Below are 22,829 nucleotides of genomic sequence, written 5' to 3'. Positions count from 1 at the left end.
AAGATGACGGTACCCACATGCTCCACTATTTCCGGCGTGTGCGCTGACGAATATCCGCGCCCCAACAAATCCGCCACATCCGCAATTGCTTCCTTGACGATTTCTTCCCGAGTCTGGCTGATTGCGTTGAATGTCGGTTTAAACGGAATCGGGGCGGACTTGCGTTCCACCTCTTGTCCGTTAATCTGCGCCAACACGCGCTCACCTGCAGCTACGATGGGTGGCAGGCTGTCAACCGCACGCTGTCGCGCTGTCCGTCGCACGGCGTCAAGTAGCGCAGAGATTTCGTCAGGTGTACCGATCAGTGTCGATGACTTGCCGTAGATTGTCGTTTTAAGTTTCATGCGTGACCTCCGTAAGTTTCGTTTGTTTTCGCTTTACACTGTATATAGGGTAAATTTGCGGAAATTATCCACTTTTGGCGTAAATTTCTCGCCACAAATTTCCCTACGCCATCTTTCGCTTTCTACTACATAAAGACCGCCACCACTTTGAATTATCCGGTTTTCGCAAAAAAGACGCCCACTAATTTATGGGCGCCCCACTACTGTTAACCATTCGTTCTTGATCGCTAACGCCAGCCCAATCGCACAGGCGTCACTCTCGTCATCTGTCGCGAACTGACCGCTATAACCCGTCAAATCACGCACAGCCTGCGCCACTTCCGCCTTCTCTGCGCGACCTTTGCCGACAACCAACTTCTTGACGGAGGATTGCGCGATTGGCTTCTCGGTGACTGCGCTACCTGCCGCCAACAGCCCGCGGTCTACCGCAGACCAAGCGGAAAAGACGGTATAATTTTGGTGCGCCATGCTTGCGTTGTAGCCCTCGCGGACTACTGCGTCATATGGCGGGTATTGTCTGGCGAATAACTGCGCCCACGCTTCGATATGTTGCGTACGATTGGCGAGTGCTTCACCCTGTGCCGTCTTACAGTGCGAGTGAGCGACCACGTACGCCTTGTTTTTAGCGGTGTCTACGTCAATGACTGCGGCACCGGGTGACGACAAGCTGATGTCCCACGACAGTATGCGCATGACGTCCTTCTTACGGCGCGCCATTACAGCCCACCGCCCATCTTACGGAGTTTGTCGTACAAGCCGATACAGGCGCCACACAAGAACGTAATCACGAAACCTGCGAGTCCTGCGATGGCGAACGCGAGCACATTTCCCGTGAAGAAGGCGTAGACGGCGCCGACACCGATCAAGACGACCGCCAAGTAAATCAAATACGTCAACAACGTGTATGCGTTCATTCGGCCTCACCTGCTTTGGTGTCGTATTTCTCGTAAGCCAGCGCAGTTTCCGCAGCAAGCGCCCGATACATAAACTCACTCTCACGTTTCAGCGCCAAATCCAAATCCTCGCGGAGTTCCGCAAGTTGACGCTTGTTTACGTGGTTGACGATTTGGTACATCAACACCGATGTAAACAACAAACCGCTAAGTACGTCACCCGTTAAAAAGCTAACTACCGCAGCAAATGCGACCAGCGCACCACTTACGTAATCAATCCATTTCTCGTATGTTGTCATAGCGCACCTCCACGTAGTTTAACAATCTCTTCGTAAGCCTCGATAACCGGGCGTTTCTTGTATTCCGGTAACCGCGACTTCTTCGTCTGCTCGTAAGTTTGCGTAATTTGCGCAATCTCGGCGCCAATCAAACCGTCAACAATCGCCTGCTTATGGTTGTTGAACGTCCAGTTGTGCAAGTCGACGGGTGGCGGGGTCTGCGCCTGTACAGCTTTCACGACGCCAGCAAACCGGTCGAGCACTTCCTTGCGCATCTCTTCCGTGATGTAAACACCGAAGGCCCGCACGTCCGGGTTGTCGGCGTATTCTTCCGGTGTCATCGCCCACGACTTTTTACTAGCGTTGACGTACGTAATCACGAAGTAATCAAGTCCGTACATAATCGAGTACACCGTGCACTGATCGATGTGCTTCGCTTCCGGCGCTGACAAGCTATATGGCTTGGTTCGCGCTGACGTCGTCTGTTTCGACTTGATTTCGAGTCCGACCGTCAACACTTCGCCGTCATCCGTCACATACTCCATGATACCGTCAGATGTGCCCATGAGCGCCATGTCTACGCCATCGTAGTTTACGACGTGTTGGCGGTAGATAAAGTCCTCAAACGCAGGGTAGCCATCAGTGGTGCGGGCGAGGCGGAAGGTGGCGGGCTTGCCGGTGAATTTCGGATAATGCTTCTCCGCCAACAACAATTCCCGCTGTAGCCAATCACCGAGTGCCGTACCTTGCGCAGTCCAGCGCCGTTGGTGCGGAGGTGTGCGAGTTTCGTCTTTCTTCGACTTGCAGACTTTCTCGTACAGGTCGCGGAGTGACGACCCTGCCGCAGATGGCGAGAAGTTCGGTACCTTCCAGTTCATATTCGCAAACTTGTTGACGCGCTTGATCTTCGCATAGGCTTCGTGAAGTTGCGCGTCCAACTCATCATCGTAAGGCTCGCGGTAACTGTGAAACTCGTCCAAGTAGGCGGCAAATGCGTCACCCAACGAAGATGCTACGTCATGGTGGTAGTCAGCGGAGATTCCCGCAGTGTTGCGGTTGATTAGCTTTGACAATCAATCACGTCCCTTTGCGTTTAATTGCATGATATACGTCATACAGGCGCCACCGCCGACAATCACGTCGTTACCGTTGACAATCGTAGGTACCGACATGATGCGGTGCTTGGCGGCGAGTTCCGGCTGTTCTTCGACATCTACCGTCGTATGCGGAATGTTGGCGCCTTTCAAAGTGTTGCCGACCAATTTGCATGGTGCGCAGTTCTTGCGCTCAAACTTGATGATTTGGCTCATTTGGCGCCACCCTTTCGTGATGTTTTAATTTCTTTGGCGATGTTTGTCGCCAACCAACCAACTACGTAACACATCGAAACTACGAATACGACGTCAACTACCGTCTCAAAGTAAAGCGCCAACAATGCGTAGATTACAAATATGATTGCGCCGACTCCCGTCATGACAACGAAAGTCAGCAGTTTAGCGATGAACTCTTTCACGTGATCACCGTTCCTTTCGTGATTGTTTGATTGGTTCGATAATTAGCCAGTCGATATACATGTAAATTAACGTCAGTAAAGCGATTCCTACGATACTGAGCATCGGAAATCCAAAGACCCAAAAAGCAATTCGCGGATGTACCTCTGCAAAGATTTGAATCAATACTGCCAACGTGATTACGCCAATAAATGTACCGCCGTACAACAAGACCGATTTAACTGATTCCCAAAGTCGTTTAGCAAATAGTTTCACGCAAACCATTCCTTTCTCGATTTCATTTCGCCCCAACAGCGCCCCAACTCGATGTCCGTCTTGTTCGGCACATCGCCAAACGGGTAACTTTCGAGCATCACGCGCTCAAACTCGTCAACTTCCGCATCCGTGATCGTGTCCGGCACCAACAGTAATACTTCGTCGTGTACCGTTGCCCACAGTTTCCAGCCTTTACGGGCGCACAGCTTGTGCAGCGCATTTAGCGTAACTTTCGTCTGAATGGCGCTACTTCCCTGAATGATAGCGTTCGTCGCTTGGCGCAGTGCCCGCATGGTGCGCCCACGTTGCTCCCAATTGCCGGTAGTCTTGCCACTGGCGTCAGGTAGGCGTCGTTTGCGTTGTTCTCCGTCAAGCCACACGAATCCGTGACGTGCCGCATACTTCTTGTTACCTTCAATCCACGCCTTAACTTTCGGCAGTCGAGCGAAGAAGTCGTCAATGAACAATTCCGCCTCTGCTTTCGAGATTCCAAGCTGTTGGGCGAGTGTCGCCGGACCGGTACCGTACATACACGACAAGACGCCAACCTTCATTGCTTTACGCTCAAATGTGCCATCACCGCACTCTTCGTAAGGCTTGCCGTAAACTTCGCTAGCCATCGAAGCGTAGATGTCGCGCCCGGTGGCGTATGCTTCCAACAACGTCGGTTCCTGCGTAAAATGCGCCAATGCGCGGACTTCTTGTTGCGACCAGTCACCGCCCATGATCAAATAACCTTCCGGTGCCAAAAACAACTTACGCGCCGACTTGGGGATATTCTGTAAATTTGCCCCGTTGCCGCCACTGCTGAATCGACCGGTAACTGTGCCATTCTGCTTGAATTGCGTATGCAACCGCCCTGTTTTCGGGTGAACCAGTTCCGGTAATTTCGAGATATACGTCGAGTACAGCTTCACGTCCGCCTTGTAGTCGAGTAATCGCTTGATCACGGGGAATTCGCCACTTAACGGCTTCAACACCTTTTTGGCGTCGGTACTCTCTAATTTGCGCTTGGTGATGCGCTCCAACGCAGGTTTAAGCTGATGTGGCGAGTTGATATTAAAGTCCGTCACACCTGCGCCAATCTCCGCCACCAACGCCACTTCTTCCTCGTCGATTCGCGCCTTCATTTCGGTACCGTAAGTTTTCGCAAACTCAAGGTCGATGACGAAGCCGTTGCGCTCCATGTCGAGGACTGCGTACAACAACGGTACTTCGACACTCTCGAAATAGCGCTGCACTGACGGAATCTTGGCGAAGTGTTTGCGTTGGAACTCGTACAAGCGCCATGTGAGGTGCGTATCCTTTGCGGCATATACGGTGGCGACGTCTAGCGGAATCTCCGCAAACTTGGCGTCTTTACCGAACAACTCGCTGAACGTGTCTGACGGCTCATGCAAATACTTCGTAGCCAAATTCTTGAGCGCCATCGACGGCTCGTTTTCGTTAAGTAGCTGCATCGCCTCTTGCGTGTCCCAAACAACGCCAGCCAACTCGTAACCGTGACGGCGGAACATGTGCATATCGTACTTGGCGTTATGCAGCACCTTGCCGACAGTTTCGCTGATGACGATTGGCGCTAGTGTTTTCAACACTGCGGTGGCGTCCAATTCCGTCCGTTCCGTATGACCGAAAGGCACGTAGAAGTGCAAATCGGCGGTAGGCAGCGTCAACGAAATGCCCACGATCACGTCCGCATACACGTCGAGTCCCGTAGTTTCCGTGTCTAGCCCGATTACCGGTTCCTTGAGGGTGAGCGCCACCATACGGTCCAACTCACGTTGATTGCGGACCATGTGGTAGTTTGACGGCTTGTTGGCGACCAGTTCTTGTAGCGTGGCTTCACGGTCCATCTCAATTAGCGCCTTGTGTAGCGCCATCGCCTCAGCCTTCGAGAACCGCTTGCCCGCCTTCTCCGGCAGACGTCCGAGTTTCCCGGCATCCATCGCCTGCTTCACAGCCTGCAACTTGGCGCGGTCTGCGTCACTCAATTTGGTGGCGAAAACTCGCGCCCAAGCGTCATCCATCGTTTCCTGTTGTGCCGCCTTCTGCGCCTTGACGCGGGCGACCGCTTGCTTGCGGGCATCGGCGTCAACAGGCGGTGCGGGTTGTAGTTTCACGTCTAGCGTCAAATGCGCTCACCCTTTCTGCGTAATTTGCGTTTTTAGCGTAATTGTGCGTCGAGTGCCGTTAAGTTATGCGCGATCACTTCGACGACTTTCACTGTGACGGAATTTCCCGCCTGCTTGTACAATTGTGAATCGGAGACACCGGCGGCTCGCGCTTTGGCGAACTGTTCGTCGGTGAAGTCTTGGAGGCGCCAGCATTCGAGTGGCGTTAGCTTGCGGATTCGGTATTTTGGCGTAGCCTCAAGTACAGTGTTTTGCGCCTGATTACGGTTCATACCTCTCCAGTCACTCGCCGACAAACAAACGCTGACGTCGATTTCTTTTCCGATACCTGTTTTGCGGGAGTATTGAACAGTCGTAATCCCATGTTTATCTTGCGCTGTCAGCGTAAACATCGGCTCATCGTTGTCTTTAAATCGACGTCCGTTCTGGCGCTTCTCTGCGCGATCTGGCGTAAGTGTGGCGTGTACAGCCGGTTCCAAAATCCGTGGCTCTTGGTTCCCACCTTGCATCGCTAGGAGAGCCGGGGATACGCCACCAATCCCGTAAACCTCGTTTAGTGATTTGTATTGATAGAGTTGCAAATCGCCAACAACGTGAATCCCGTCCTTTGGTTCAGCGATTTTAGGTTCACGGCAACCACCTTGCATTGTATGGGGTGTCGGCGCCTGACCGTCAATTCCGTACACCCGGTTCATGATATCCATGCCCCAATGATTGAGGTTAGCTACTACAACGGTATTCTCTTCGACAATCTTCTTAATGTCTTTAGTCTCTGATGCGTTAATAGTCGGACAAATGCCGCTATACAATCGAACTTTATCGGCACTTTTTTGGCGCGAGTCAATGCAGTCGTGATTTGACACCTTTCCGCCGACGAGGTCAATTAATTTCGCAGTCTTCTCGTTACTCAAGTAGTACTTGGCGTCAACTTCCGTTTCCAACACGTCACGGAGTTTGGCGCCAACCACGTCATATGCCGAGGCCCAACCGAAGAAGTTGAACGATTTGACGCCCCCTGCGCCACTGAAACGCTTCTTGGCTTTGGCGACAATTCCCGTACCCTTGATGTCCCACGCTTCCTGCGCCACCAAGTCGTCACGTACCGCCACAATGAAGATGCGCTCACGGTTCTGTGGTACTCCGAAGAATTTCGTGTTGAGGACTTCGAAGTCGACGGTATAGCCTAACTCGTTCAATGTGCGCAGGATAACGTCCACTGTATTGCCTTTATCGTGCGACAACAGCCCCTTCACGTTTTCGAGCACCAAATACTTCGGCTTGATCGCTTTGGCGGCACGCGCCACTTCGAAGAACAGCGTCCCTCGGCTATCCTCGAAGCCACCCCGCTTGCCTGCGACACTGAACGCCTGACACGGGAACCCACCGGCAATCACGTCGACTTGGCCGTGTAACTCGGCGAACTCTTCGTCAGTGACCGCTGTAATGTCATGCCACTCTTTGGCGCCTTCCACGTTATGAATCGCCTTATACGACTGTCGGGCGAACTTGTCGATTTCGCAGAAGCCGACACACTCCCAACCTACGCGTTCGAACGCTGAATGAAACCCACCGATTCCTGCGAAAAAGTCCAAATACCGTAATTTGCGCAATAGACGCACCTCCGTGTTTGTTTGATACCGCTCAATCAGACCATTCTTCTAATACGACAATCCGCGTGTCCTCCGACTCGATGACGTTGATCACGTGGTCACCGAAACTTCCGACAACAAGGCGGGATTTGTCCTCGACCGCCATTAACTCGTCAATCAACTGTTGTACCGTCATGCTTGCGCCTCCTTGCGATTAATCCGTTTGACCATCACCAACTGCCCGTCAATGCGCTCCTTGCGGTAACCCAATCGCGTCAGGTACCGTTCATAGGCACGTTGGCGGCGACCATCGCTACCAGCGACAGCTATCGCGAAATGTGGCAAGCTAAACCGTCCCTCGAAGTCAATCAACGCTTGCTTGGCGAACAGTAGCCCTTCAAGACCGCCGTCACCAGTGATGCGATTGTCGAATACATCGGAGCTGTACGTTTGCTTGCGCTTCTTGACGATTGCCAACGCCACATAAAAATACGGCATGGCGGCGTTTACCGTTTCGTCCCGTTGCATAGCGACTAGCGCCGTCTTGCCGTTGGCGAGCTTCTTGCGGGTATACCAGTCATTGCCGTCCCAACTGCGTTCCCACAGCATGGCGTCACCTCACGCAAACAAGCTCAACTTGGTCCACTTGCCTGCTGCGATGGTTTCGTTCTGTGCCCAATATTCGCGTTGTGACGCATTTTCGATGACGTACACGTCAAAGCGGTCGACTCCGATAATGACGTCAGCCTCTTCGATTGAGTACGGTTTGCCGGAATTCTTCGCCCCACTGACCACCAACGCGCCTCCGCGATCTTGGCGCACGTATACCGTCTTGACTTGCGCACGCTCGTAATGGCGCTTGCCCGGACGACGAATCAACAGGTCATGCGCCGATGTGACGACAGGTTCCGCCACCTCATACCCATTGCGGATTAGCGCCTGTACCGCCATCAATTCGGACAGTCTGCCAGTTTCGGCAGTTGTGGTGGCGTAGTTTACGTGGTCTTGCGTGAGTGCTTTATAGTTTAAAGGTGTCGCCATGTACGTTACCTCACGTTTCTTTAAAGTGTTGGCGGAGATTAAGCGCTCCGCCGTCGCTGGTCAATCGTATGTCGTAGTGCCCGTACCGTCGCGCTTATGTGCGGTCAGTCAGCGTAGACTTAGAAGGGAAGCGAATCCTCATCAACATCCGCCTCAATCGTGTTGCCGGTCGGCCCGCCAACCTTGCTGTCATCGAGACGTTCCGCCAACTTGCGGTCGAACGCGTAGATGTCCTCAAGCTGTTCTTCGTGTGAGCGCTCCTGCACCAATGACTCAAAGTCTTCGTCAGTGAACTCAATCTCCGCCGCTTTCTCAAACGCCGCCAACTCTTTAGCGTCCAGCTCGTCTTCGTCAAGTTGCGTCAATGTAGCGGTCGTATTTGTTCCATCGCCAACCTTCTCCAGCTCAAATGCGGTTGTCGCCAGTTTTTTAGCTTTCTTCTGGAGCATCGTGATCACCGCTTTGGCTTGGTTCTTCGTCAAATCAAAGAACGCTTTCTGACCAGTTTCCAAATCGACCGCACCCAAAATGTATTTGGGCTTTGGCGTGATTTGATACGCTTGGTCTCGCAAAGCCTTATTTCCCGCCTCGTCCTTCACTTTCTTGGCGTCGGCGTAAAGTAGTTCAGCCGCTTTTTGGTACAGGTTGTCATTCGATGCAACGGCTGTGGAATTGAACACTTTGTACACTGACGCGCACTTGTATTCCACAATGTCGTCAACTGTTTGAATCCGAACCTTGTACTTCATCCCCGGCTTAAACGGAGTGAACGCCACCGACGAACCTCCGCCGCTATTCTCCGCCAATGCCGATTTGATTGCGCTACTACCTCGTTTAATTGCCATGTACGCAAAACCTCCGTAAATTGTTGTACCTCTTCGCAAGGCCACGTCAGCCCCGGACTGTGCGGATGAGTCCCGGACTGGCGTCGGCTCACGAAGTTAATCCTTCCCGACGTGTGGCTGGTCACGCAATTCGGCGCCCACCGACGCTACCGTTGCGTTTGATTTGTTCAACGATCAAGCGTGTTGCTTCGTCATGTCCGTGATGCTGCACAATGTGAAACCTCCTTTGCGTAATTTGCGTAGTATTAGTACAAACGTCGTAACAGTTATCCACAATTTTGCGTAATAAGTAGTAATATTTTAGTAATTTGCGAATTTACCTGTGGATAAGTATTGCAACGGTGGTTTTTGCGTGTTACTATGAACTCGTAAGCAAGGCGCATAAAGCGTAATTAGCGCATGACTAAATAAGCGTTACACGCCCCTGCGAAAATTTAATGACAACGTTACTTTATGTTACGCACAGTCCGGGTGTTGCGAATAATCCGCCCAACACGTCACAATCGTGTTTTGCAGGTCATCAACGCCCAACCGCATGACAATCGCACCATTACGGTACACCCGTGCGATTCCGCTCTTTGTCTCAACGCGACCGACGTACTCGGCGTTCTTGAAAGCGTCACGTAGCGTGTTCAACGCATGGTGACGGTCGGCTTGCGGGTTGACCCGTTCTAAGAAGCGCATGATTGCATGATCAGTGACGCGACACTGGCGGAAATTGACGGTATACATCATGTTAGCGAAGTCGCGGTGACGTTTCGTGTTGCGGATTTTACGTTGCATGAGTTGTTGATTTCTTCCCATTATTCATCGTCTCCTTTTTGTTAAGCAGAAGTATTGCGTGCAAAAATGTTATATTTTCGATAGAATGGGAATGAAGTAAATGACACAGGGCATAAGTTACATATATCCCTGCGCCACACTTCACCCACGTATATTACGACAAAAAAGTTAGGCAGCAGTTTCTAACAAATATCGGCTTGCTTGGCGTGAGAACTTCGCAAGTCGAGTCTGTACGGTTTTGTAAGTAAAGCGATCATAGCCGAGAATGAGGTTGCTTTGGCGAGCGACTTCACTCATATTAAGGCTCTTGATCTCGTCCGATTTGGATTCGTTGGCGCGAATCACTTCGGTAATAGCGGTGAGTATGGCGGTTACTTCTACGTCATTACTTGCATATGTTAGGATGGCGGACAGTTGCTTGGCGGCGGCTTGTCCGTCTTCTTTTTGTTCAAAAACCGCATCGGCGCCGGGCACCGTTGGTTCCGAACAAATCGTCAGCCGTGCGATGGTTTGGCGTCCATCAACAGCGGCGTCAAGGTCGTCTGTGCTCTGCATCAGCGCTTTGGCGTTCGCTTCCGCATAATCCTGCAACCGTCGTTTGGCGCATGTTGCTAGGTATCCGAGCACTTTGTCGGGCACCAACTCCAAATCGCCTCGTGCTCGTTTCCGCAGCACGGCGTCGATTGAGTCTTCCACGGCACATTCAATCATTTGAGAGTCCCGTGATCGCTTCCGTAAGCTCCGCTCAACTTTTTGTTTGTTGGCAAAGAGGAAAGCACATAGACCAGATTCAGTTGTCAAATCACCCATTAATACAACACTCCATTCCGATTCGATTTTGACTTACATAGTATATAGGGTAAATCTCAGAAAAATATCCACTTTTGGATAAAATTCTTTCAAAATGTTTTATCCAACCATATCTGTGAATATCTCATGCCTACATCTTACACTTTCGCACCGGACAAGACAAGCTGAAAATGACATGAAAGTCCAAAATGTAGGACACGTATGTCCATTTTTGTGCCAATACAGTTTACTTTCTAACGATTTAGTAATAAGATAAATTTAAGAAACAAATTGGAGGTTATCAAAATGGCTGACAATCATAAGGACGAGTTTGAGTCCTTGATCGGTATGCTACAAAAAGCTGTCATTATTGACGACTCTTTGAAGCCCATACTTGAGCGAGCGAACAGTGTTAAAGATAAGTTGGATAACTCCGACGAGAGTATTGATTTGGAAAGTCACTTGATTTATATAAGAGAGATGCTGACTCGTTCACTAAATATAGATAAGACTAAAATGAGAACAAGCTATGCACCACTTCATCGGACCATGAAGAAATACGACATTGAAGTCACACACGTTTGCAATGCATTGGGACTTACTAAAACGGTTCGGACAAAATTAGTGAATAACAAACCAGTCGAAAGTAGTGTGTTGAACCAAATCGCTGCCCTCTTGCATTGTGAATTGGAGGACATTGTTGAATTCATTTCAGAAGAAGAACACGAACGTCGCAAAAACTTTGGCAACTTAATAAAAGATGAGCCTGACTTGATCTCGTATATAATGAAGACTGATAGTGACCATAAGCCTACAGACGACTCTTCTTACTTCTTGAAATACGAAAAATATTTACATGAAAACACAATCAACTCCATCAACAATGCAGAGTATAAAGCGTTTATTAAAAGATTTTCTGCTAAACTTCTTGAAGAGATTTCAAATAAGGATTACTATGATTGAGTAACAAAATATTACAATCGGAGGGCGGCAGCATGGCATTTTATAAAGTGTCACGGTGTCGCCTTCGTAGTCTGCTCAATGAACGAAAGATGACGTTACGCGATTTAGAGAAACTGACCGGAATCCCTTATACATCGCTCAGACGATATGAGAAAACCACTCGCCTGATGCCGTTGGACGCGGCATATACTGTCATGATCGTACTCAACCTCGACAGGATTGAAGAACTCTACGATTTTGAACCGTTCAAGTGAGGACTGCGAAGGCGGCCTCCGTCCCAAAGCGTCCCATTCGGAACACTCTAGTCCCATTTTACATACAAATTTAGGAATTCGCTATACTAATTAGTTTATTTAGTTCGCTTTTTCCGAATTTAAGTAAATAGTCGTTCACATCCTTGATGTCATCCACGCCGGCTTCCGCAGCCTGCGCCCCGCAAACCACCGTCACCACACGCTTATACCCGGTGACCACCGCCTCCAGCTTCAACGCCCACTCGCGCCCCTTCTCGTCATCGTCCGGCAACAACACCAACGTATGCGCCGGTAATCCCTTGATCACGTCAATCTGCGCCATAGTCAATGCTGCGCCACCTGTCGACACGCACGGAAACCCTGCGGTCATTACGCTCATGGCGTCAATCTCCGCCTCTGTCACATATACGACTGGGAAACGCCTTTTATACGCTCTGTCAGCGGCGTACACGTAGTCTTTCGGCGGGTGACCGTTCTTGGCGTACCAGAACTGTTTGGAGCGTGTGCTGCGGTATTTGAGCGCGACCACACGCCCCTGAACGTCGAACCACGGGATAACGACAGCTTGGCGCATGTTGTCGTAAGACAAGTGTAGCGCACGGACGACCTGTGGCGCGATACCCCTCCCGTCTAAATATCTTACATGCCCCGTCGTGATACCGTCCATCGTTAAACGGGGTTTTCGTTCGACAGGAAGCGACAGTTTAATGTCGAGTGTCGGTAGACTGTCGCCATTGTCGCCAACCAGCGCTGCCAGTTCTTGTAACGCCCCATCTTCGCTGATGTCGTTGAGATGCGCCCATAAGCGTATGAATCCGCCTTTTGCGTAATCTCCCGTTGCGCCCGAATCAGCCCACGCACCTTTGTACTCACCGGTCAGTGTGACGAAGAATGACGGGGAATGGTCGTCACGGAACGGGCTGCACGCAATCAATTTGTCTTCGGACCAGCGTGGTCTGCGCCAGTCGAAATCTTCGAGCATTTCCGCAATATCCAGCTTGTCGATGATCTGCTTGACCGTTGTCAACTACCCCGCCTCCTTATCATAGAACACCTATATTTAGTTTCTCAATCCTTGACATTTTCATATGTGCCCTTCGCCTTTTTGCTTTTGCGTCAAAACGGCTTTAGCGCCCAATTTGAGACAGAAAAATAAGACAGAAAAAGAATGTGTATTGTGTTTGCCTTATTTTTCACAATCAAAACACACGGGCGAAGATTTGGTCGGAGGTCAATTGCTTGATGACGCCATATCGCGGCAAGAAGATGATGTCGGCCCGTTTGCCCTCGCCACCGTTACGGCCCTTACTGATCTCGATGACCCCAGCACCGTCCGCTGAATCAAACGCAATCAGTAACGCGCTGTCCTCAAGAATCGCCTTCGACTTTTTGACTTCGCTCCGTGCGGGTGGTTTCGGTGTCCGCACCCCATCCTCGTCCGCCTTGTCGCTATTATCCTCGTCAGCCTGCGTCACAATCACTAACACGGTCTGGAGGCGCCCTGCCATACGGCGTAGGCGCTTGCTTGTGTTGGCGACGTCGCCTCCCGCAACCCTCGATGTGTTGGCGTCGAAATCCATCAAGTAGATTGGGTCGACGACCACGAAGTCTGCGCCCGTAGCGAGTATGTCCGCCTCCAAATCGTCCACTGTGCGCGTGATCAGCGCAGGGTCGTCGGCTCCCCGAATCACGACATTGCCGGGAATTTGCGCCATATACGCCCCGAACAACATGTCGAGCGCTCGTTCTTGCTCGTCGTCCAGTTGACCGCTCAATAACGCCTGCTGGTCGATACCCTGCGCTTCTCCGTCTAAAGTCTTTCCGGTAGTACCGAAACGGGCCGATAGACTCGTCAACATGCGCGCGAGCACCTCATACCACGACATTTCAAGCGACCAGACGAGCACCGTGCCGCCCTGCATCGCCACATTGATTGATTCCTCAATCGACGACATCATGGACTTACCGCGACCTGAGCGCCCGAACCACGTATACATGTTGCCCGAGTAATACCCGCCAGCGTGCGAGTTGATGACGTCAAACTTCGATTCCCAGCGCTTGAAGGATTGGCCGGTCTTACGGCGCTGATACTCGTTGCTGAAATCCTCCGCCACTGTTCGTAGTTCGACGCCATTATTACGAACACCTGTTCTTAGTTTAATACTATTTACTGCATCTGACAATTGGCTGGCGAACTTTTCCGCCGGTAACCGCTGAAAATTCTCTGACAGGTCGCTCGAAGTCAGCAACACATGCAGCTCGCGCTTTGCCCGAACGTCCTTGAGCTGGGCCGCCAAATACCGCGCGCTATCGGTGACCCCCGCCACATAGCCAAACTCCGGTACCTGCGAAGCCACCAGTTCAGCGGAAGGTAACCCGCCATCGGTGTTCGCGTATTCTGTGATCATGTCGTACACCTTGCGCTCGGTTTCCGTTACGAAATCCTCGCGTTCGACGCGGTATTGCGTCAGTTCGCGTAGGCTGCCGTCATCTAGCGCCTTGCTCAATAATTGCGTCCCGTAATCCATATGGCGATACCTCCTGTTTGACTTATTAATTCCCTGCGTTCATACGCCGTAAAATTTCTTCTTCCAAATATTCCTCTAAGTCGGAATCTGCCTCTGTTGCGTTTGGGTCTTCGATTAATTTTGCTACAACTTTATAATACCGACGCAATAACGACTTGTTCTGCGCCACCTTTTCTGCTTCGTTCATAGCTTTAAATTTGCTCATTTTTTAGCATCCTCCGTCAACGTACGCAACTTGCGCATGTGGTCGTTCAACCGGTATCCCGGCAACACTTTCGCATCATCCGCCATCTTGCGGAATTTTTGCTTGTCGGCGTAATCGTATGTCACAACCATCGTCTGCCGGTCGTTGTACGCAAACTGGTCGCAAGCATCCGCAACAGCCTTGCCCGCCGCCTTGTCGTAGTCTACGGGATTTAACGCAGGCTCCGTCACAATGATCGTCTCCAAGCAATCGAGCGCCGCATATGCGGTTTCGACGAACTGTGCATGCTTGCCGTAGTTGCCGTACTGCGTGTACAGCTGGACCGTGCGCCAAATCTCGCCACCGACGATGGTTGACCGAAACCGTTGCGCCACTAGCCATAGGTCGAGTAATGCGTCAAACTGCTTCTTGGCGTCCAATTTGTTGTTGTTTCGCGCCATATGCGGCACCTCCTTATTATGTGTGGCTTTTTTCTCGTTCTATAATTTCCCTTACTTTATCTATGTGTACGGACATGAACTCCTCAAATTCTGTCAACGCCTGAACTCTTGTTTTTCGCCATGTCACCGCGAATTTTTTAGCAATCGGCTCCCAAATACACCAGTAACTGCCTGATTTTACTAGGTAGAAATCAATACCGCCATACTCAAAGCGGCGCCCATCCTTCGCCTCATACTCATCACGCATGTAAACCTTAACCATAACCTTCTCGACTTCTTTGTTAATTTTTATAGCCAAGAAACCGCCTCATTTCTGCTTATTCCGTTGTCTAATCAACTCGATATCCAGCGCCCGAATATGCGCCAGCTTCGTCTCATCCCGCTCAACGTGGGCCAACGCCCGCAAGTTAGCCAGCGCCAACCGCAGCAATTCGTAGTCTTCCTTGTGTACGTAGAGTTTCATGGCGGTTACCTCGTTTCATCGGCTAATGCTTCGAGTAAGTACCAAATGCCGTCATCAAGCGATATTCCCTGCGCTGACATAAAAGTCTCAATTTCGAAGGCAAGCTTTTCACGCTCGCCCATAGTCTGCGGTTTAGTAGTCGTTTCGGTGACCCACCAAGCGCCTTTGAATACCCCATAGACAATCATGCAATCGCAATAACCGCCCTCGGTCGGGCGCCCACAGTTTACACACTTCATTACCGCATCCCCCTTCTACTTCCGCCAACAAATGCCACCTCTGCGCACATGTCCTTCACACGGTCTGCCAAGCGGTCATCACCCAAACTAAGCAGCAACTCCCGAAGTGCTACGTTACTTGTGTAAATGGTCGGCTTGCCCGCCAACATGCGCCCATTGATCAGTGTGTGTAAGTGGCGTCTAAAACCGTCAGTCAGCGCACTTACCGCCAAGTCGTCAATCACGCAGAGTTGCGCGGTCAACGCCTTTTCCAGTTGGCGTGTGAACCGTTGCAAATACGCGTTACCGTCACCTAGCGTCACGCCCAAGTTGAATGTCGCCTGCCACTCGTTAGCATCTAAGAAATACGCAGGGTTGCGGTAATTGTCGTGGCCCTGTAACCCCGTCACATAATTGACTGCGATGAATTCGTTGAGTAAGGCGCAAGCAATCGTCGTCTTACCGGTACCGGGCGAAGCACTGACGAAATACAACGACTTTAACCGGTGCCCCGTAGTAAAATGCTCACCGATCAGTTGTGTGTAGCGGTCGACAAACTGCTTGGCTTTCGGCTGGCTGTCGAGCGGTGGAGCGTCAACTGGCGTGTAGTGGCGATAATCATGCGGAATGTTGGCGGACTCTAGCGCCCCACCCCGCCCGCTTGCGCCATGCAAGATGACGCTATGTTGCCACAGGGTCGCGGGGTCGGCGGATTTGGCGTGGTGGCGCAGGATGGATTGAGTTGCGTCAAATTGCGTCAATTGCGTCACCCCCACCATTTGAAGTATCGGTTTAATAAATATTGGAACCTACTCGCCGGTACATAAACATGTCCGCAACTGTGGCACTGAACAACCTTATTAAACTCGTTATAGTGAACGGCGCAACGGATATTACAACACCTTTTCATACCGCACGTCCTCTCAGTAGCCCGTAGCTACGCGTTGATAGTTTTCAGCGTTCTTTGCGTCATATGCCGCCTTCAAGTCAGCTTCCGTAAATCCGAGATGTTCCAGCAAGTACACGATCACTGCCAACGCCTCCGTCTCATGGTCGGTACGTTGCAACTGGCGCAGTACCTTCCGCACGTCCTTCGCTGTATTCAACTTGCCGTACGTCAGCTCGTAGTTATCGTGAGTGTTGCGGATGACTTCGTACATGTTGCCGCCAAAGTCGCGCACCAAGCGGATACCTGCCGCGAAGTGTTTGCAGTCGATGGCTTCTTCGATGATGGCGCCATTGTCGTTAGGCTTGACGGACCACCATTTGACTTCTTCGCGCCATTCTTTGATAAACTCCGCCACTTCGACAAAGAACGCCAGCTTGCGGTCTTCTAAGTCCGGCTCGAATTTCGCCTTTTTCAAGATGGTCGCATCGAGCGCCACCTGCTTGTCCGTGATGTAGTCCCACAGTTTACGTGTAAGAATCATTTGGTGTCCCCCGTTAGTTTATCTTCTTCACCAAGAACCCATTTGAGCGCGTGCACTTCTAACCCTAACGCCCATGCTCCGATACTTGGTCCGCCAGTACCTTTCCGCCCTTTTGCCCGTCTTTCGCAGAAATCTATATTAACTTCGAGATTAGCGATGCGTTTTAGTATTTCCTCGCGGGTCTTCATAACCAATCCACCGTACCTTCCGTATTTGTGTCGTTTGTGTCGTCGTCCTGCGCCATATCCCGCATATAAGCGACATAAGCCCGCTGGAACGCGTCTTTCTTGTATGACCACGCAAACCCGAAACTAAAGCCGGGATATTGCGGTGTTTGCTTGTATTGCCGTAACTCCGCCACATATGCGTCAGCACAAGCCTTAGCGCCGTACTGTTTGAGCGCGTCACGCATCATACGCGATTCTGCGCCCCAACCGCGAAACGGTGCGTACGGGATACCCTTGACGGTTTGGTGCATATCGCTGACAAACGCCCGCAACGTCGTCACATTCCACTGATCATGCGGGATGTTGGCGTAATCAGCGGTTGACGGCTTGGATGCGCGGTCGCGGTGGACTGCGACGTCTGGGTTAGTTTCGGTCATTTTGCGTCACTCTCCGTTCTATGTCGTTTTATCAAGCGTTTATAGGTGTTTTACGGCGCTCTAGCGTCTACCTATACCTACGTATTGCCGGCGCCCGTTGCGCCCGTTAAACACGACGTCAGCAAGCGTTTTTCGACGTCAGACGCAATTCCCGCTTGAGCCGTTTGTTTTCCAATGTCAAATCCGCCACTTTGCGTTGCAATTGGACGTAATCCGCATACACGTTGCTCTTCAACGGCTTGGTTATCGGTAATGAGTCTTTCACTTGTCCGCCTCCTATGCGCATTTTGCGTAATCCCCTGTCTGCCGTAAGATGTGACGCATGTGGTGCTTCATCACGTTCAAACGTTGTGATAACGCCTTACGGTTGGTGCCCAACGCTTCTGCATGCTCTACGATACTTCCGTCACCTGCGTAGATGTCGATAAACACGTTGGTCATGACTTCGCCAAATCGATGTGACATAGGCACGGCGATATAATCTAGGTCTGCCGCGATCTCCGGGAAATCTTCGCTGCCCAAGTAGTTGAGCATGTCAGCGGAATCTCCGTCACTCTCCGCAAATAACGGCTTGTCAATCGAGATTGTCGCATACACGGCGTCACGGCGCCCCTTGCGTGTGTAATACGCCATCAAGTGCCACACAGCGCTCTTGACCGTACGATAGATGTATGTCGAAGGCATGCCCGCCTCTGCGTCGTATTTGGCACTGTATTTGTAAACATACATCATCGCCTGCTGGTGTAAGTCGTCGAACTCGTAACCGTAAGCCTGCAAGTGGTTCCGTGGGAAGCGGAACTGTCCGCCGGCAAGTGCTGACCGTACTAATTTGTCAATTTCTTCTACGTCAATTCCGTAATTTGCGTAACTCATCTGTTGTGTGTCCGTCATCTGCCGCACCTCCTACGCCACGTCCGCCAAAGTACCGCGCAAATATTGGCGCACCTTCGCAAACGTCCGTTGTAATTTGTTTTGGTTGTAACCGTATTTGGCGACCAACTCGCGCACCGAATAATCTGACGTCGTGTATTCGACGAACGCCTCAGTCAAGTGGGCGCCGAATTGCGTGATCAGTGGTGACGTGATGTAGTCGATGTCCGGCAGCTCCGCAGGTCCCGGTGTCGTGCCGAACGCGTTTAACAGGTCGACGCTACTTTCAGGTGACGGGTTGACGCTGACCGACTCATACTGCGCCTTACGTTTGTCCTGCTGCGCGTCCCGCACCATCCGCCACACCTCGCGTTTGACGACAAGCGTGACGAATGTGGCGACTGTTGCCTTGTCAGCGTCGTAATCGTCCCGTACCGCATGTAACCTGAGCGCCATATGCTGGGTGACGTCCTCACGATCATGACCGTGCTTGGCGAGGATTGCGAGTGATGGCGACAGTCCGTTGTTGTTGAGCGCGTCACCGATGTATTTGATTAGCGTTTCAACGGGGATACCGTATTCAACGTATAACTGGCTATCATTCATACTGACAATCCTCCGCGACAATAATATATGTAAGACAGTCGACAGACTGGCTTACCGGCGTTAGCCGACAATCTTTTAATTACTTATTAACGTCAGTATTGGCGCTTGTTTTTGTTGGCGCGCAATCTTTTTCTAGTTACTTATACGTATAGTTATTTAACAGTCTAGTTCGTCTGACATTCCTGACACCCTCGTCACTGACAAAAGTGTCACTCACCACCCTGTCTAAAATGTAAGGGCAACGTGTTTATCGTGTATAAATTGGATGTCTGGCGACCGTTTTCGTCGAACCTTTTTTCGATTTCAACCAATCCGACAGCGGCCAGCTTCTCAATCGCTCTACGTACTGATCGTGCATCCATCACGCAATCTTTCGATACACGGTCCACGCTGACAAACGTCGACTTCGTTGTGTTTCCGCTGTATGAGCAGAGGACACCGTAGACCAACTTGTCTCGCGCCTTCAATCCATGCGTCCGATCACGTAATACTTCGTTAGGGAAAATGGTGAAGTTAGAGTTTTTGTTGATAATCTCCAGCTAAAACGCCACCTTTCGAAAATCCAACGGCACCTACCAAATGCCGTCGTGTTTCGCTTGTTTCGCTTTCTACACTGTATAACCGTCTCAGTTTGCAAATTCGCAGGTTTCGGCAAAAATAATTTTCGGAAATTTGCTTTCGCACTTTCGCCTGACACTGTATATAGGGCAGTTTTGCGGAAATTATCCAGTTTTGGCGCAAAAAAGTTTTAAAAAGTTTTCGGCGGGCATTTGCCGCCAGCTTCGTGGGGCTTGTAGGGTGGCGCCACCAAGCCGCAGTTATGCGCCAGCTACCGCCCCAAACGGGACACTCGAATAACAATCCCCGCCAGCTAACGCCTCTAACACTGCCTGTGACGTCTCCTGCGCCGCTTCGCAGCCGACCCATACCTTAGCCATATCCTCGACATGAAGCGTCACATAACGGCAACCAGCGCCCTCGTACGCGACTTCGCCTAATTCTTCTACCGTTATTTCCGCCAAACATTCGACAGTGAGCGCCATAAATGCCTTGCGTAGTTCAGTGACTAGTGTCTTGAGGAAGTATCCGACAACATTCCGTACAGGCTTACGTTTGGCGACCCATGCGGTACGTACCGCTGCTGACGCAATCACGTCGGCATACGATTGCATGTCGAAGTTAGCCGCCACTTTCGGGAATTCACCGATCAGTGCGGACTGGACGTGATTGACGATGTTGCGCGTGTCTTGCGGGTTTACGAGGGTTAGCAGTTTAGCGACAGGTAACGATAGAGGCATGAGTGCCCGCTGGATTTCGGTAGGTATGTCAAACGAATTCAATACCTGTTGCGGGCTTAAAGCCACCTCACTGCTGTCAGAATTATTGGCACACTCGCGCGCACCTGCGCTATCGAATGATTTAAGGTCTTTAATGACTTTAGGTGCTAAAGAGCAGTTTAATGCCGGGACATTTTCGCCATTTTCTTGTGGGACATCTTGCGGGTCAACCGATGTTTCAATCTCGTCAGCAACCGCTACTGGTGCGGGAATCAACCGTAAGATGTTCGCCGTCTGGCGCATATCTGATTGGCGCTTGGCTGCGATGATCTCGATGATGCCGAGCTTGCTGAATTTCGCATAGGCGCGTTGGACGGACTTGACGCTGCAACCTACGGCTTTAGCGAGTGTCGCCCGTGATGTGTACGCCACACCTGCGAACTTGACCATATAGTGGGTTAGCGTCTTGAAAATGTTGCGTTCTGTCTTCGTGAGGGTGTCGCCAATACGGTCGACGTGGTACCAGTAGGTAGCGTTTACTGCGTCCTTGTCTGCGTGGTTGGATAGTGATTTGAGGGTATCGTCATTGAGGATATAGGTGATCGCTGATTGTGCCAATTTTGTCGTCTCCTTAGTAGGAACAAACAAAAAGCGCCTCCCGATGGTTGTCGAGAAGCGCTTGGCGGTGTGCATGCAAAGGTTTACATAGACTTGTCCCGCGTGAAATGGCGTTAAAGTAGTGTAAAACCGTTGACCTGCACGTTTTAGACCCTTATAATATGGTTATAAACCAAATTAATAGAGGTCATCCGTGAAGTGCGTCCCGATAGTCGTAGTATCGGTGCGTCCAAAGGCAATGTTGGTAGCAGAACCTTTGGCCGGATGGCTTTTTATTTTGTTCGAGTTATTTGTTGATTTAACGATATAACTTCCAGCGCTCGATTGCAAGCATTTATTTTGCCTGTGATCGGGCGCTTTTGCGTGGGTTGGCGGACGGTTACGTAATTTGCGTATGGGTTGTTTTTCGCTCTATATAAGGAACAAAAACGGTGATATCATTTATTTTAACAAATTTGAAGAAAAGTGTTGATATCATCAAATAACGGTGATATCATATAAATCAAGGAGGTGATAAACATGCTACGAAATAAGGCTTACAAGTTCCGCATTTACCCGACAGCCGAGCAAGAGGTGTTCTTCAACAAGACGATTGGATGCTCACGGTTTGTGTACAACCACTTCTTGGATAAATGGAACAAGGCTTACGAGAAGACGGGGAAAGGGTTATCGAAGTTTGAGTGTATGAAAATGATGTCACCACTGAAAGCGGAATACGAGTGGCTATCCGAAGTAGATAATAGGGGGACAAGATACGCAATCATCAGTCTCGATGATGCATTTAAAAGATTTTTCAAAAAACAGAATAAAGCACCGAAGTTCAAGAGTAAGAATAGATCGGCGCACGCTTATACTACAGAAATCCAAGCTAAAAACCAAAACCCTGAAGTATTGATTGTCAACGGGACAATCAAGTTACCTAAAGCAGGCTTTGTTAAAATCAAAGTACACCGCGAAGTTGTCGGTCGAGTGTTTAAAGCCACGATCAGACGTACACCAACCGGTAAATGGTTCGTGACGCTAGTGACCGAGCAAGAAATCGCAGAAATGCCGAAGACTGGCAGCGTATGCGGTATCGACTTAGGGCGAAAAACGTTCGCAATCGTGTCGGACGGTACGCTCTACCACAACCCGAAACACTTGGCGGCGATGGAGAAACGTCTAGCCCGTGAACAACGTAAGATGTCACGGCGCCACCTGCTCGCCAAAGCGCGTAAATGCGAACTTGCCGAAGCAAAGAATTATCAGAAACAGAAACGTAAAGTGGCGCGACTTCACGAAAAAGTCGCCAACAAACGCCTTGACTACCTGCACCAAGTATCGACTGAGATAATCAAAAACCACGATATCATCGGCATCGAGGACTTGGGTATCGCAGATATGTTAAGCAAGAACGACCGAAAATCCAACAAAGCGACAGCAGATGTATCTTGGTACAAGTTCCGTGAATTGTTACAATATAAGGCGGAATGGTACGGTAAACAAGTCGTCGTCGTCGCGCGAAACTACGCATCGAGCCAAACCTGCTCATGTTGCGGACACAAACACAAAGCCGTTAAGAACTTGAATCTGCGTGAGTGGACTTGCCCGAATTGCGGGACTCACCATGATCGAGACTTGAACGCCAGTTACAATTTGCGGAATGAAGCAATCCGCTCAACCGTCGGTCAGACGGAGATAGACTAGTAAACTTGCTGGCGATAGCTGGCATAACCTAGTAATCGCGCGTATGTTCGTGTACGTAGACAATCTCTTGCGTTGTTTTCCAAAACGTGTTACACGCGCGCTCTACGTATAGGCGCATACGCGCGAGAAGACACGGTGATGCTAATGCATGAACTACTCATTGCTGTCTACGTATAGGCGCATACGCGCGAGAAGACACCGTAGATC

34 protein-coding genes are annotated in these 22,829 nt (G+C 50.6%); 3 read left to right on the top strand and 31 right to left on the bottom strand.

Features of this window, described 5'->3' with window-relative positions; translation table 11 throughout:
• From KNO94_RS14235 to KNO94_RS14160, 16 genes are all read right to left on the bottom strand, one after another.
• On the bottom strand, positions 1 to 344 hold a 344-nt coding region (locus KNO94_RS14235), incomplete at its 3' end, for a hypothetical protein (protein WP_214780820.1).
• Positions 345 to 530: 186 nt separating this feature from the next.
• A complete protein-coding gene (locus KNO94_RS14230; protein ID WP_214780818.1) occupies positions 531 to 1,061 on the bottom strand; it encodes a crossover junction endodeoxyribonuclease RuvC in 531 nt (176 codons plus the stop codon).
• The gene (locus tag KNO94_RS14225; RefSeq protein ID WP_214780816.1) at positions 1,061 to 1,258 is read right to left on the bottom strand and encodes a hypothetical protein; all 198 of its coding nucleotides are present in this window, start codon (positions 1,256 to 1,258) and stop codon (positions 1,061 to 1,063) included. Before KNO94_RS14225 ends, KNO94_RS14230 begins: the two co-directional genes overlap by 1 nt.
• Positions 1,255 to 1,536, bottom strand: a complete 282-nt coding sequence (locus KNO94_RS14220; RefSeq protein WP_214780814.1) for a hypothetical protein — start codon at positions 1,534 to 1,536, stop codon at positions 1,255 to 1,257. The genes KNO94_RS14225 and KNO94_RS14220 overlap by 4 nt, the downstream gene beginning before the upstream one ends.
• Positions 1,533 to 2,588 carry a hypothetical protein gene (locus tag KNO94_RS14215; RefSeq protein ID WP_214780812.1) on the bottom strand — a complete coding sequence of 352 codons (1,056 nt, stop codon included), beginning with the start codon at positions 2,586 to 2,588 and terminating at the stop codon, positions 1,533 to 1,535. Before KNO94_RS14215 ends, KNO94_RS14220 begins: the two co-directional genes overlap by 4 nt.
• Positions 2,589 to 2,825, bottom strand: coding sequence for a thioredoxin family protein (locus KNO94_RS14210; protein WP_214780810.1), 237 nt, complete (start codon positions 2,823 to 2,825; stop codon positions 2,589 to 2,591).
• Positions 2,822 to 3,028, bottom strand: coding sequence for a hypothetical protein (locus KNO94_RS14205; protein WP_214780808.1), 207 nt, complete (start codon positions 3,026 to 3,028; stop codon positions 2,822 to 2,824). Before KNO94_RS14205 ends, KNO94_RS14210 begins: the two co-directional genes overlap by 4 nt.
• Positions 3,029 to 3,032: 4 nt before the next feature.
• Positions 3,033 to 3,281, bottom strand: a complete 249-nt coding sequence (locus KNO94_RS14200) for a hypothetical protein (RefSeq protein ID WP_214780806.1) — start codon at positions 3,279 to 3,281, stop codon at positions 3,033 to 3,035.
• On the bottom strand, positions 3,278 to 5,401 hold the full coding sequence (locus tag KNO94_RS14195) for a DNA polymerase (RefSeq protein ID WP_353047871.1): 2,124 nt from the start codon (positions 5,399 to 5,401) through the stop codon (positions 3,278 to 3,280). The genes KNO94_RS14200 and KNO94_RS14195 overlap by 4 nt, the downstream gene beginning before the upstream one ends.
• A gap of 44 nt (positions 5,402 to 5,445) precedes the next feature.
• Positions 5,446 to 7,023: a DNA cytosine methyltransferase gene (locus KNO94_RS14190; protein WP_214780803.1), complete on the bottom strand. Its 1,578-nt coding sequence runs from the start codon at positions 7,021 to 7,023 to the stop codon at positions 5,446 to 5,448.
• Positions 7,024 to 7,054: 31 nt separating this feature from the next.
• Positions 7,055 to 7,198, bottom strand: a complete 144-nt coding sequence (locus tag KNO94_RS14185; RefSeq protein ID WP_214780801.1) for a hypothetical protein — start codon at positions 7,196 to 7,198, stop codon at positions 7,055 to 7,057.
• Positions 7,195 to 7,611 (bottom strand): hypothetical protein, encoded by a 417-nt coding sequence (locus tag KNO94_RS14180; RefSeq protein WP_214780799.1) that lies wholly within the window; start codon positions 7,609 to 7,611, stop codon positions 7,195 to 7,197. Before KNO94_RS14180 ends, KNO94_RS14185 begins: the two co-directional genes overlap by 4 nt.
• Positions 7,612 to 7,620: 9 nt before the next feature.
• Positions 7,621 to 8,043 (bottom strand): hypothetical protein, encoded by a 423-nt coding sequence (locus KNO94_RS14175; RefSeq protein ID WP_214780797.1) that lies wholly within the window; start codon positions 8,041 to 8,043, stop codon positions 7,621 to 7,623.
• Between the two features lie 119 nt (positions 8,044 to 8,162).
• The gene (locus tag KNO94_RS14170; RefSeq protein ID WP_214780795.1) at positions 8,163 to 8,888 is read right to left on the bottom strand and encodes a hypothetical protein; all 726 of its coding nucleotides are present in this window, start codon (positions 8,886 to 8,888) and stop codon (positions 8,163 to 8,165) included.
• Positions 8,889 to 9,344: 456 nt separating this feature from the next.
• Positions 9,345 to 9,671 (bottom strand): hypothetical protein, encoded by a 327-nt coding sequence (locus KNO94_RS14165; RefSeq protein ID WP_214780793.1) that lies wholly within the window; start codon positions 9,669 to 9,671, stop codon positions 9,345 to 9,347.
• A 168-nt stretch (positions 9,672 to 9,839) separates the two neighbouring features.
• A complete protein-coding gene (locus tag KNO94_RS14160; protein WP_214780791.1) occupies positions 9,840 to 10,481 on the bottom strand; it encodes a hypothetical protein in 642 nt (213 codons plus the stop codon).
• A 285-nt stretch (positions 10,482 to 10,766) separates the two neighbouring features.
• Between KNO94_RS14160 and KNO94_RS14155 the strand changes: the two genes are divergently transcribed.
• Entirely contained in the window at positions 10,767 to 11,423 is a 657-nt protein-coding gene (locus KNO94_RS14155; RefSeq protein ID WP_214780790.1) for a helix-turn-helix domain-containing protein, read from the top strand.
• 32 nt (positions 11,424 to 11,455) lie between these two features.
• On the top strand, positions 11,456 to 11,677 hold the full coding sequence (locus tag KNO94_RS14150; RefSeq protein ID WP_214780788.1) for a helix-turn-helix domain-containing protein: 222 nt from the start codon (positions 11,456 to 11,458) through the stop codon (positions 11,675 to 11,677).
• 70 nt (positions 11,678 to 11,747) lie between these two features.
• On the opposite strand, the gene KNO94_RS14145 is transcribed toward KNO94_RS14150, so the two are convergent.
• From KNO94_RS14145 to KNO94_RS14075, 15 genes are all read right to left on the bottom strand, one after another.
• A complete protein-coding gene (locus KNO94_RS14145) occupies positions 11,748 to 12,704 on the bottom strand; it encodes a toprim domain-containing protein (protein WP_214780786.1) in 957 nt (318 codons plus the stop codon).
• Between the two features lie 172 nt (positions 12,705 to 12,876).
• Complete coding sequence (locus KNO94_RS14140) at positions 12,877 to 13,860, bottom strand: DnaB-like helicase C-terminal domain-containing protein (RefSeq protein WP_214780784.1); 984 nt, start codon at positions 13,858 to 13,860, stop codon at positions 12,877 to 12,879.
• 370 nt (positions 13,861 to 14,230) lie between these two features.
• Complete coding sequence (locus KNO94_RS14135; RefSeq protein ID WP_214780782.1) at positions 14,231 to 14,410, bottom strand: hypothetical protein; 180 nt, start codon at positions 14,408 to 14,410, stop codon at positions 14,231 to 14,233.
• The gene (locus KNO94_RS14130) at positions 14,407 to 14,850 is read right to left on the bottom strand and encodes a hypothetical protein (RefSeq protein ID WP_214780780.1); all 444 of its coding nucleotides are present in this window, start codon (positions 14,848 to 14,850) and stop codon (positions 14,407 to 14,409) included. Before KNO94_RS14130 ends, KNO94_RS14135 begins: the two co-directional genes overlap by 4 nt.
• Before the next feature lie 16 nt (positions 14,851 to 14,866).
• Positions 14,867 to 15,148 carry a hypothetical protein gene (locus KNO94_RS14125; RefSeq protein WP_214780778.1) on the bottom strand — a complete coding sequence of 94 codons (282 nt, stop codon included), beginning with the start codon at positions 15,146 to 15,148 and terminating at the stop codon, positions 14,867 to 14,869.
• Between the two features lie 9 nt (positions 15,149 to 15,157).
• On the bottom strand, positions 15,158 to 15,313 hold the full coding sequence (locus KNO94_RS14120) for a hypothetical protein (protein ID WP_214780771.1): 156 nt from the start codon (positions 15,311 to 15,313) through the stop codon (positions 15,158 to 15,160).
• A 5-nt stretch (positions 15,314 to 15,318) separates the two neighbouring features.
• Positions 15,319 to 15,552, bottom strand: coding sequence for a hypothetical protein (locus KNO94_RS14115; protein WP_214780769.1), 234 nt, complete (start codon positions 15,550 to 15,552; stop codon positions 15,319 to 15,321).
• Entirely contained in the window at positions 15,552 to 16,292 is a 741-nt protein-coding gene (locus tag KNO94_RS14110; protein ID WP_214780767.1) for a P-loop NTPase family protein, read from the bottom strand. The genes KNO94_RS14115 and KNO94_RS14110 overlap by 1 nt, the downstream gene beginning before the upstream one ends.
• 162 nt (positions 16,293 to 16,454) lie before the next feature.
• The gene (locus tag KNO94_RS14105; protein ID WP_214780765.1) at positions 16,455 to 16,961 is read right to left on the bottom strand and encodes a dUTP diphosphatase; all 507 of its coding nucleotides are present in this window, start codon (positions 16,959 to 16,961) and stop codon (positions 16,455 to 16,457) included.
• Positions 16,962 to 17,145: 184 nt separating this feature from the next.
• A complete protein-coding gene (locus KNO94_RS14100; protein WP_214780763.1) occupies positions 17,146 to 17,565 on the bottom strand; it encodes a hypothetical protein in 420 nt (139 codons plus the stop codon).
• Positions 17,566 to 17,683: 118 nt separating this feature from the next.
• The gene (locus KNO94_RS14095; RefSeq protein ID WP_214780755.1) at positions 17,684 to 17,830 is read right to left on the bottom strand and encodes a hypothetical protein; all 147 of its coding nucleotides are present in this window, start codon (positions 17,828 to 17,830) and stop codon (positions 17,684 to 17,686) included.
• Positions 17,831 to 17,841: 11 nt separating this feature from the next.
• Positions 17,842 to 18,456, bottom strand: a complete 615-nt coding sequence (locus KNO94_RS14090; protein WP_214780753.1) for a sigma factor — start codon at positions 18,454 to 18,456, stop codon at positions 17,842 to 17,844.
• Positions 18,457 to 18,468: 12 nt separating this feature from the next.
• On the bottom strand, positions 18,469 to 19,041 hold the full coding sequence (locus KNO94_RS14085; protein ID WP_214780751.1) for a sigma-70 RNA polymerase sigma factor region 4 domain-containing protein: 573 nt from the start codon (positions 19,039 to 19,041) through the stop codon (positions 18,469 to 18,471).
• A 209-nt stretch (positions 19,042 to 19,250) separates the two neighbouring features.
• Positions 19,251 to 19,508 carry a helix-turn-helix domain-containing protein gene (locus tag KNO94_RS15445; RefSeq protein WP_353047870.1) on the bottom strand — a complete coding sequence of 86 codons (258 nt, stop codon included), beginning with the start codon at positions 19,506 to 19,508 and terminating at the stop codon, positions 19,251 to 19,253.
• A gap of 351 nt (positions 19,509 to 19,859) precedes the next feature.
• On the bottom strand, positions 19,860 to 20,936 hold the full coding sequence (locus tag KNO94_RS14075; RefSeq protein ID WP_214780747.1) for a helix-turn-helix domain-containing protein: 1,077 nt from the start codon (positions 20,934 to 20,936) through the stop codon (positions 19,860 to 19,862).
• A 519-nt stretch (positions 20,937 to 21,455) separates the two neighbouring features.
• Between KNO94_RS14075 and tnpB the strand changes: the two genes are divergently transcribed.
• Positions 21,456 to 22,622, top strand: coding sequence for an IS200/IS605 family element RNA-guided endonuclease TnpB (gene tnpB / locus KNO94_RS14070; RefSeq protein WP_214780745.1), 1,167 nt, complete (start codon positions 21,456 to 21,458; stop codon positions 22,620 to 22,622).
• Positions 22,623 to 22,829: the final 207 nt, after the last annotated feature.

The sequence above is a fragment of the Exiguobacterium sp. s22 genome (assembly GCF_018617455.1).
GTDB lineage: Bacteria > Bacillota > Bacilli > Exiguobacteriales > Exiguobacteriaceae > Exiguobacterium.
The sequence above is the reverse complement of the archived record's forward strand: the minus strand, read 5'-3'. Positions and strand labels throughout refer to the sequence as shown.

Coding starts and splice junctions, on each gene's coding strand:
- KNO94_RS14230 (WP_214780818.1), bottom strand. CDS start 1,061: ATGGCGCGCCGTAAGAAGGACGTCATGCGCATACTGTCGTGGGACATC.
- KNO94_RS14225 (WP_214780816.1), bottom strand. CDS start 1,258: ATGAACGCATACACGTTGTTGACGTATTTGATTTACTTGGCGGTCGTC.
- KNO94_RS14220 (WP_214780814.1), bottom strand. CDS start 1,536: ATGACAACATACGAGAAATGGATTGATTACGTAAGTGGTGCGCTGGTC.
- KNO94_RS14210 (WP_214780810.1), bottom strand. CDS start 2,825: ATGAGCCAAATCATCAAGTTTGAGCGCAAGAACTGCGCACCATGCAAA.
- KNO94_RS14185 (WP_214780801.1), bottom strand. CDS start 7,198: ATGACGGTACAACAGTTGATTGACGAGTTAATGGCGGTCGAGGACAAA.
- KNO94_RS14180 (WP_214780799.1), bottom strand. CDS start 7,611: ATGCTGTGGGAACGCAGTTGGGACGGCAATGACTGGTATACCCGCAAG.
- KNO94_RS14175 (WP_214780797.1), bottom strand. CDS start 8,043: ATGGCGACACCTTTAAACTATAAAGCACTCACGCAAGACCACGTAAAC.
- KNO94_RS14170 (WP_214780795.1), bottom strand. CDS start 8,888: ATGGCAATTAAACGAGGTAGTAGCGCAATCAAATCGGCATTGGCGGAG.
- KNO94_RS14165 (WP_214780793.1), bottom strand. CDS start 9,671: ATGCAACGTAAAATCCGCAACACGAAACGTCACCGCGACTTCGCTAAC.
- KNO94_RS14160 (WP_214780791.1), bottom strand. CDS start 10,481: ATGGGTGATTTGACAACTGAATCTGGTCTATGTGCTTTCCTCTTTGCC.
- KNO94_RS14155 (WP_214780790.1), top strand. CDS start 10,767: ATGGCTGACAATCATAAGGACGAGTTTGAGTCCTTGATCGGTATGCTA.
- KNO94_RS14150 (WP_214780788.1), top strand. CDS start 11,456: ATGGCATTTTATAAAGTGTCACGGTGTCGCCTTCGTAGTCTGCTCAAT.
- KNO94_RS14135 (WP_214780782.1), bottom strand. CDS start 14,410: ATGAGCAAATTTAAAGCTATGAACGAAGCAGAAAAGGTGGCGCAGAAC.
- KNO94_RS14130 (WP_214780780.1), bottom strand. CDS start 14,850: ATGGCGCGAAACAACAACAAATTGGACGCCAAGAAGCAGTTTGACGCA.
- KNO94_RS14120 (WP_214780771.1), bottom strand. CDS start 15,313: ATGAAACTCTACGTACACAAGGAAGACTACGAATTGCTGCGGTTGGCG.
- KNO94_RS14115 (WP_214780769.1), bottom strand. CDS start 15,552: ATGAAGTGTGTAAACTGTGGGCGCCCGACCGAGGGCGGTTATTGCGAT.
- KNO94_RS14105 (WP_214780765.1), bottom strand. CDS start 16,961: ATGATTCTTACACGTAAACTGTGGGACTACATCACGGACAAGCAGGTG.
- KNO94_RS14100 (WP_214780763.1), bottom strand. CDS start 17,565: ATGACCGAAACTAACCCAGACGTCGCAGTCCACCGCGACCGCGCATCC.
- KNO94_RS14090 (WP_214780753.1), bottom strand. CDS start 18,456: ATGACGGACACACAACAGATGAGTTACGCAAATTACGGAATTGACGTA.
- KNO94_RS14085 (WP_214780751.1), bottom strand. CDS start 19,041: ATGAATGATAGCCAGTTATACGTTGAATACGGTATCCCCGTTGAAACG.
- tnpB (WP_214780745.1), top strand. CDS start 21,456: ATGCTACGAAATAAGGCTTACAAGTTCCGCATTTACCCGACAGCCGAG.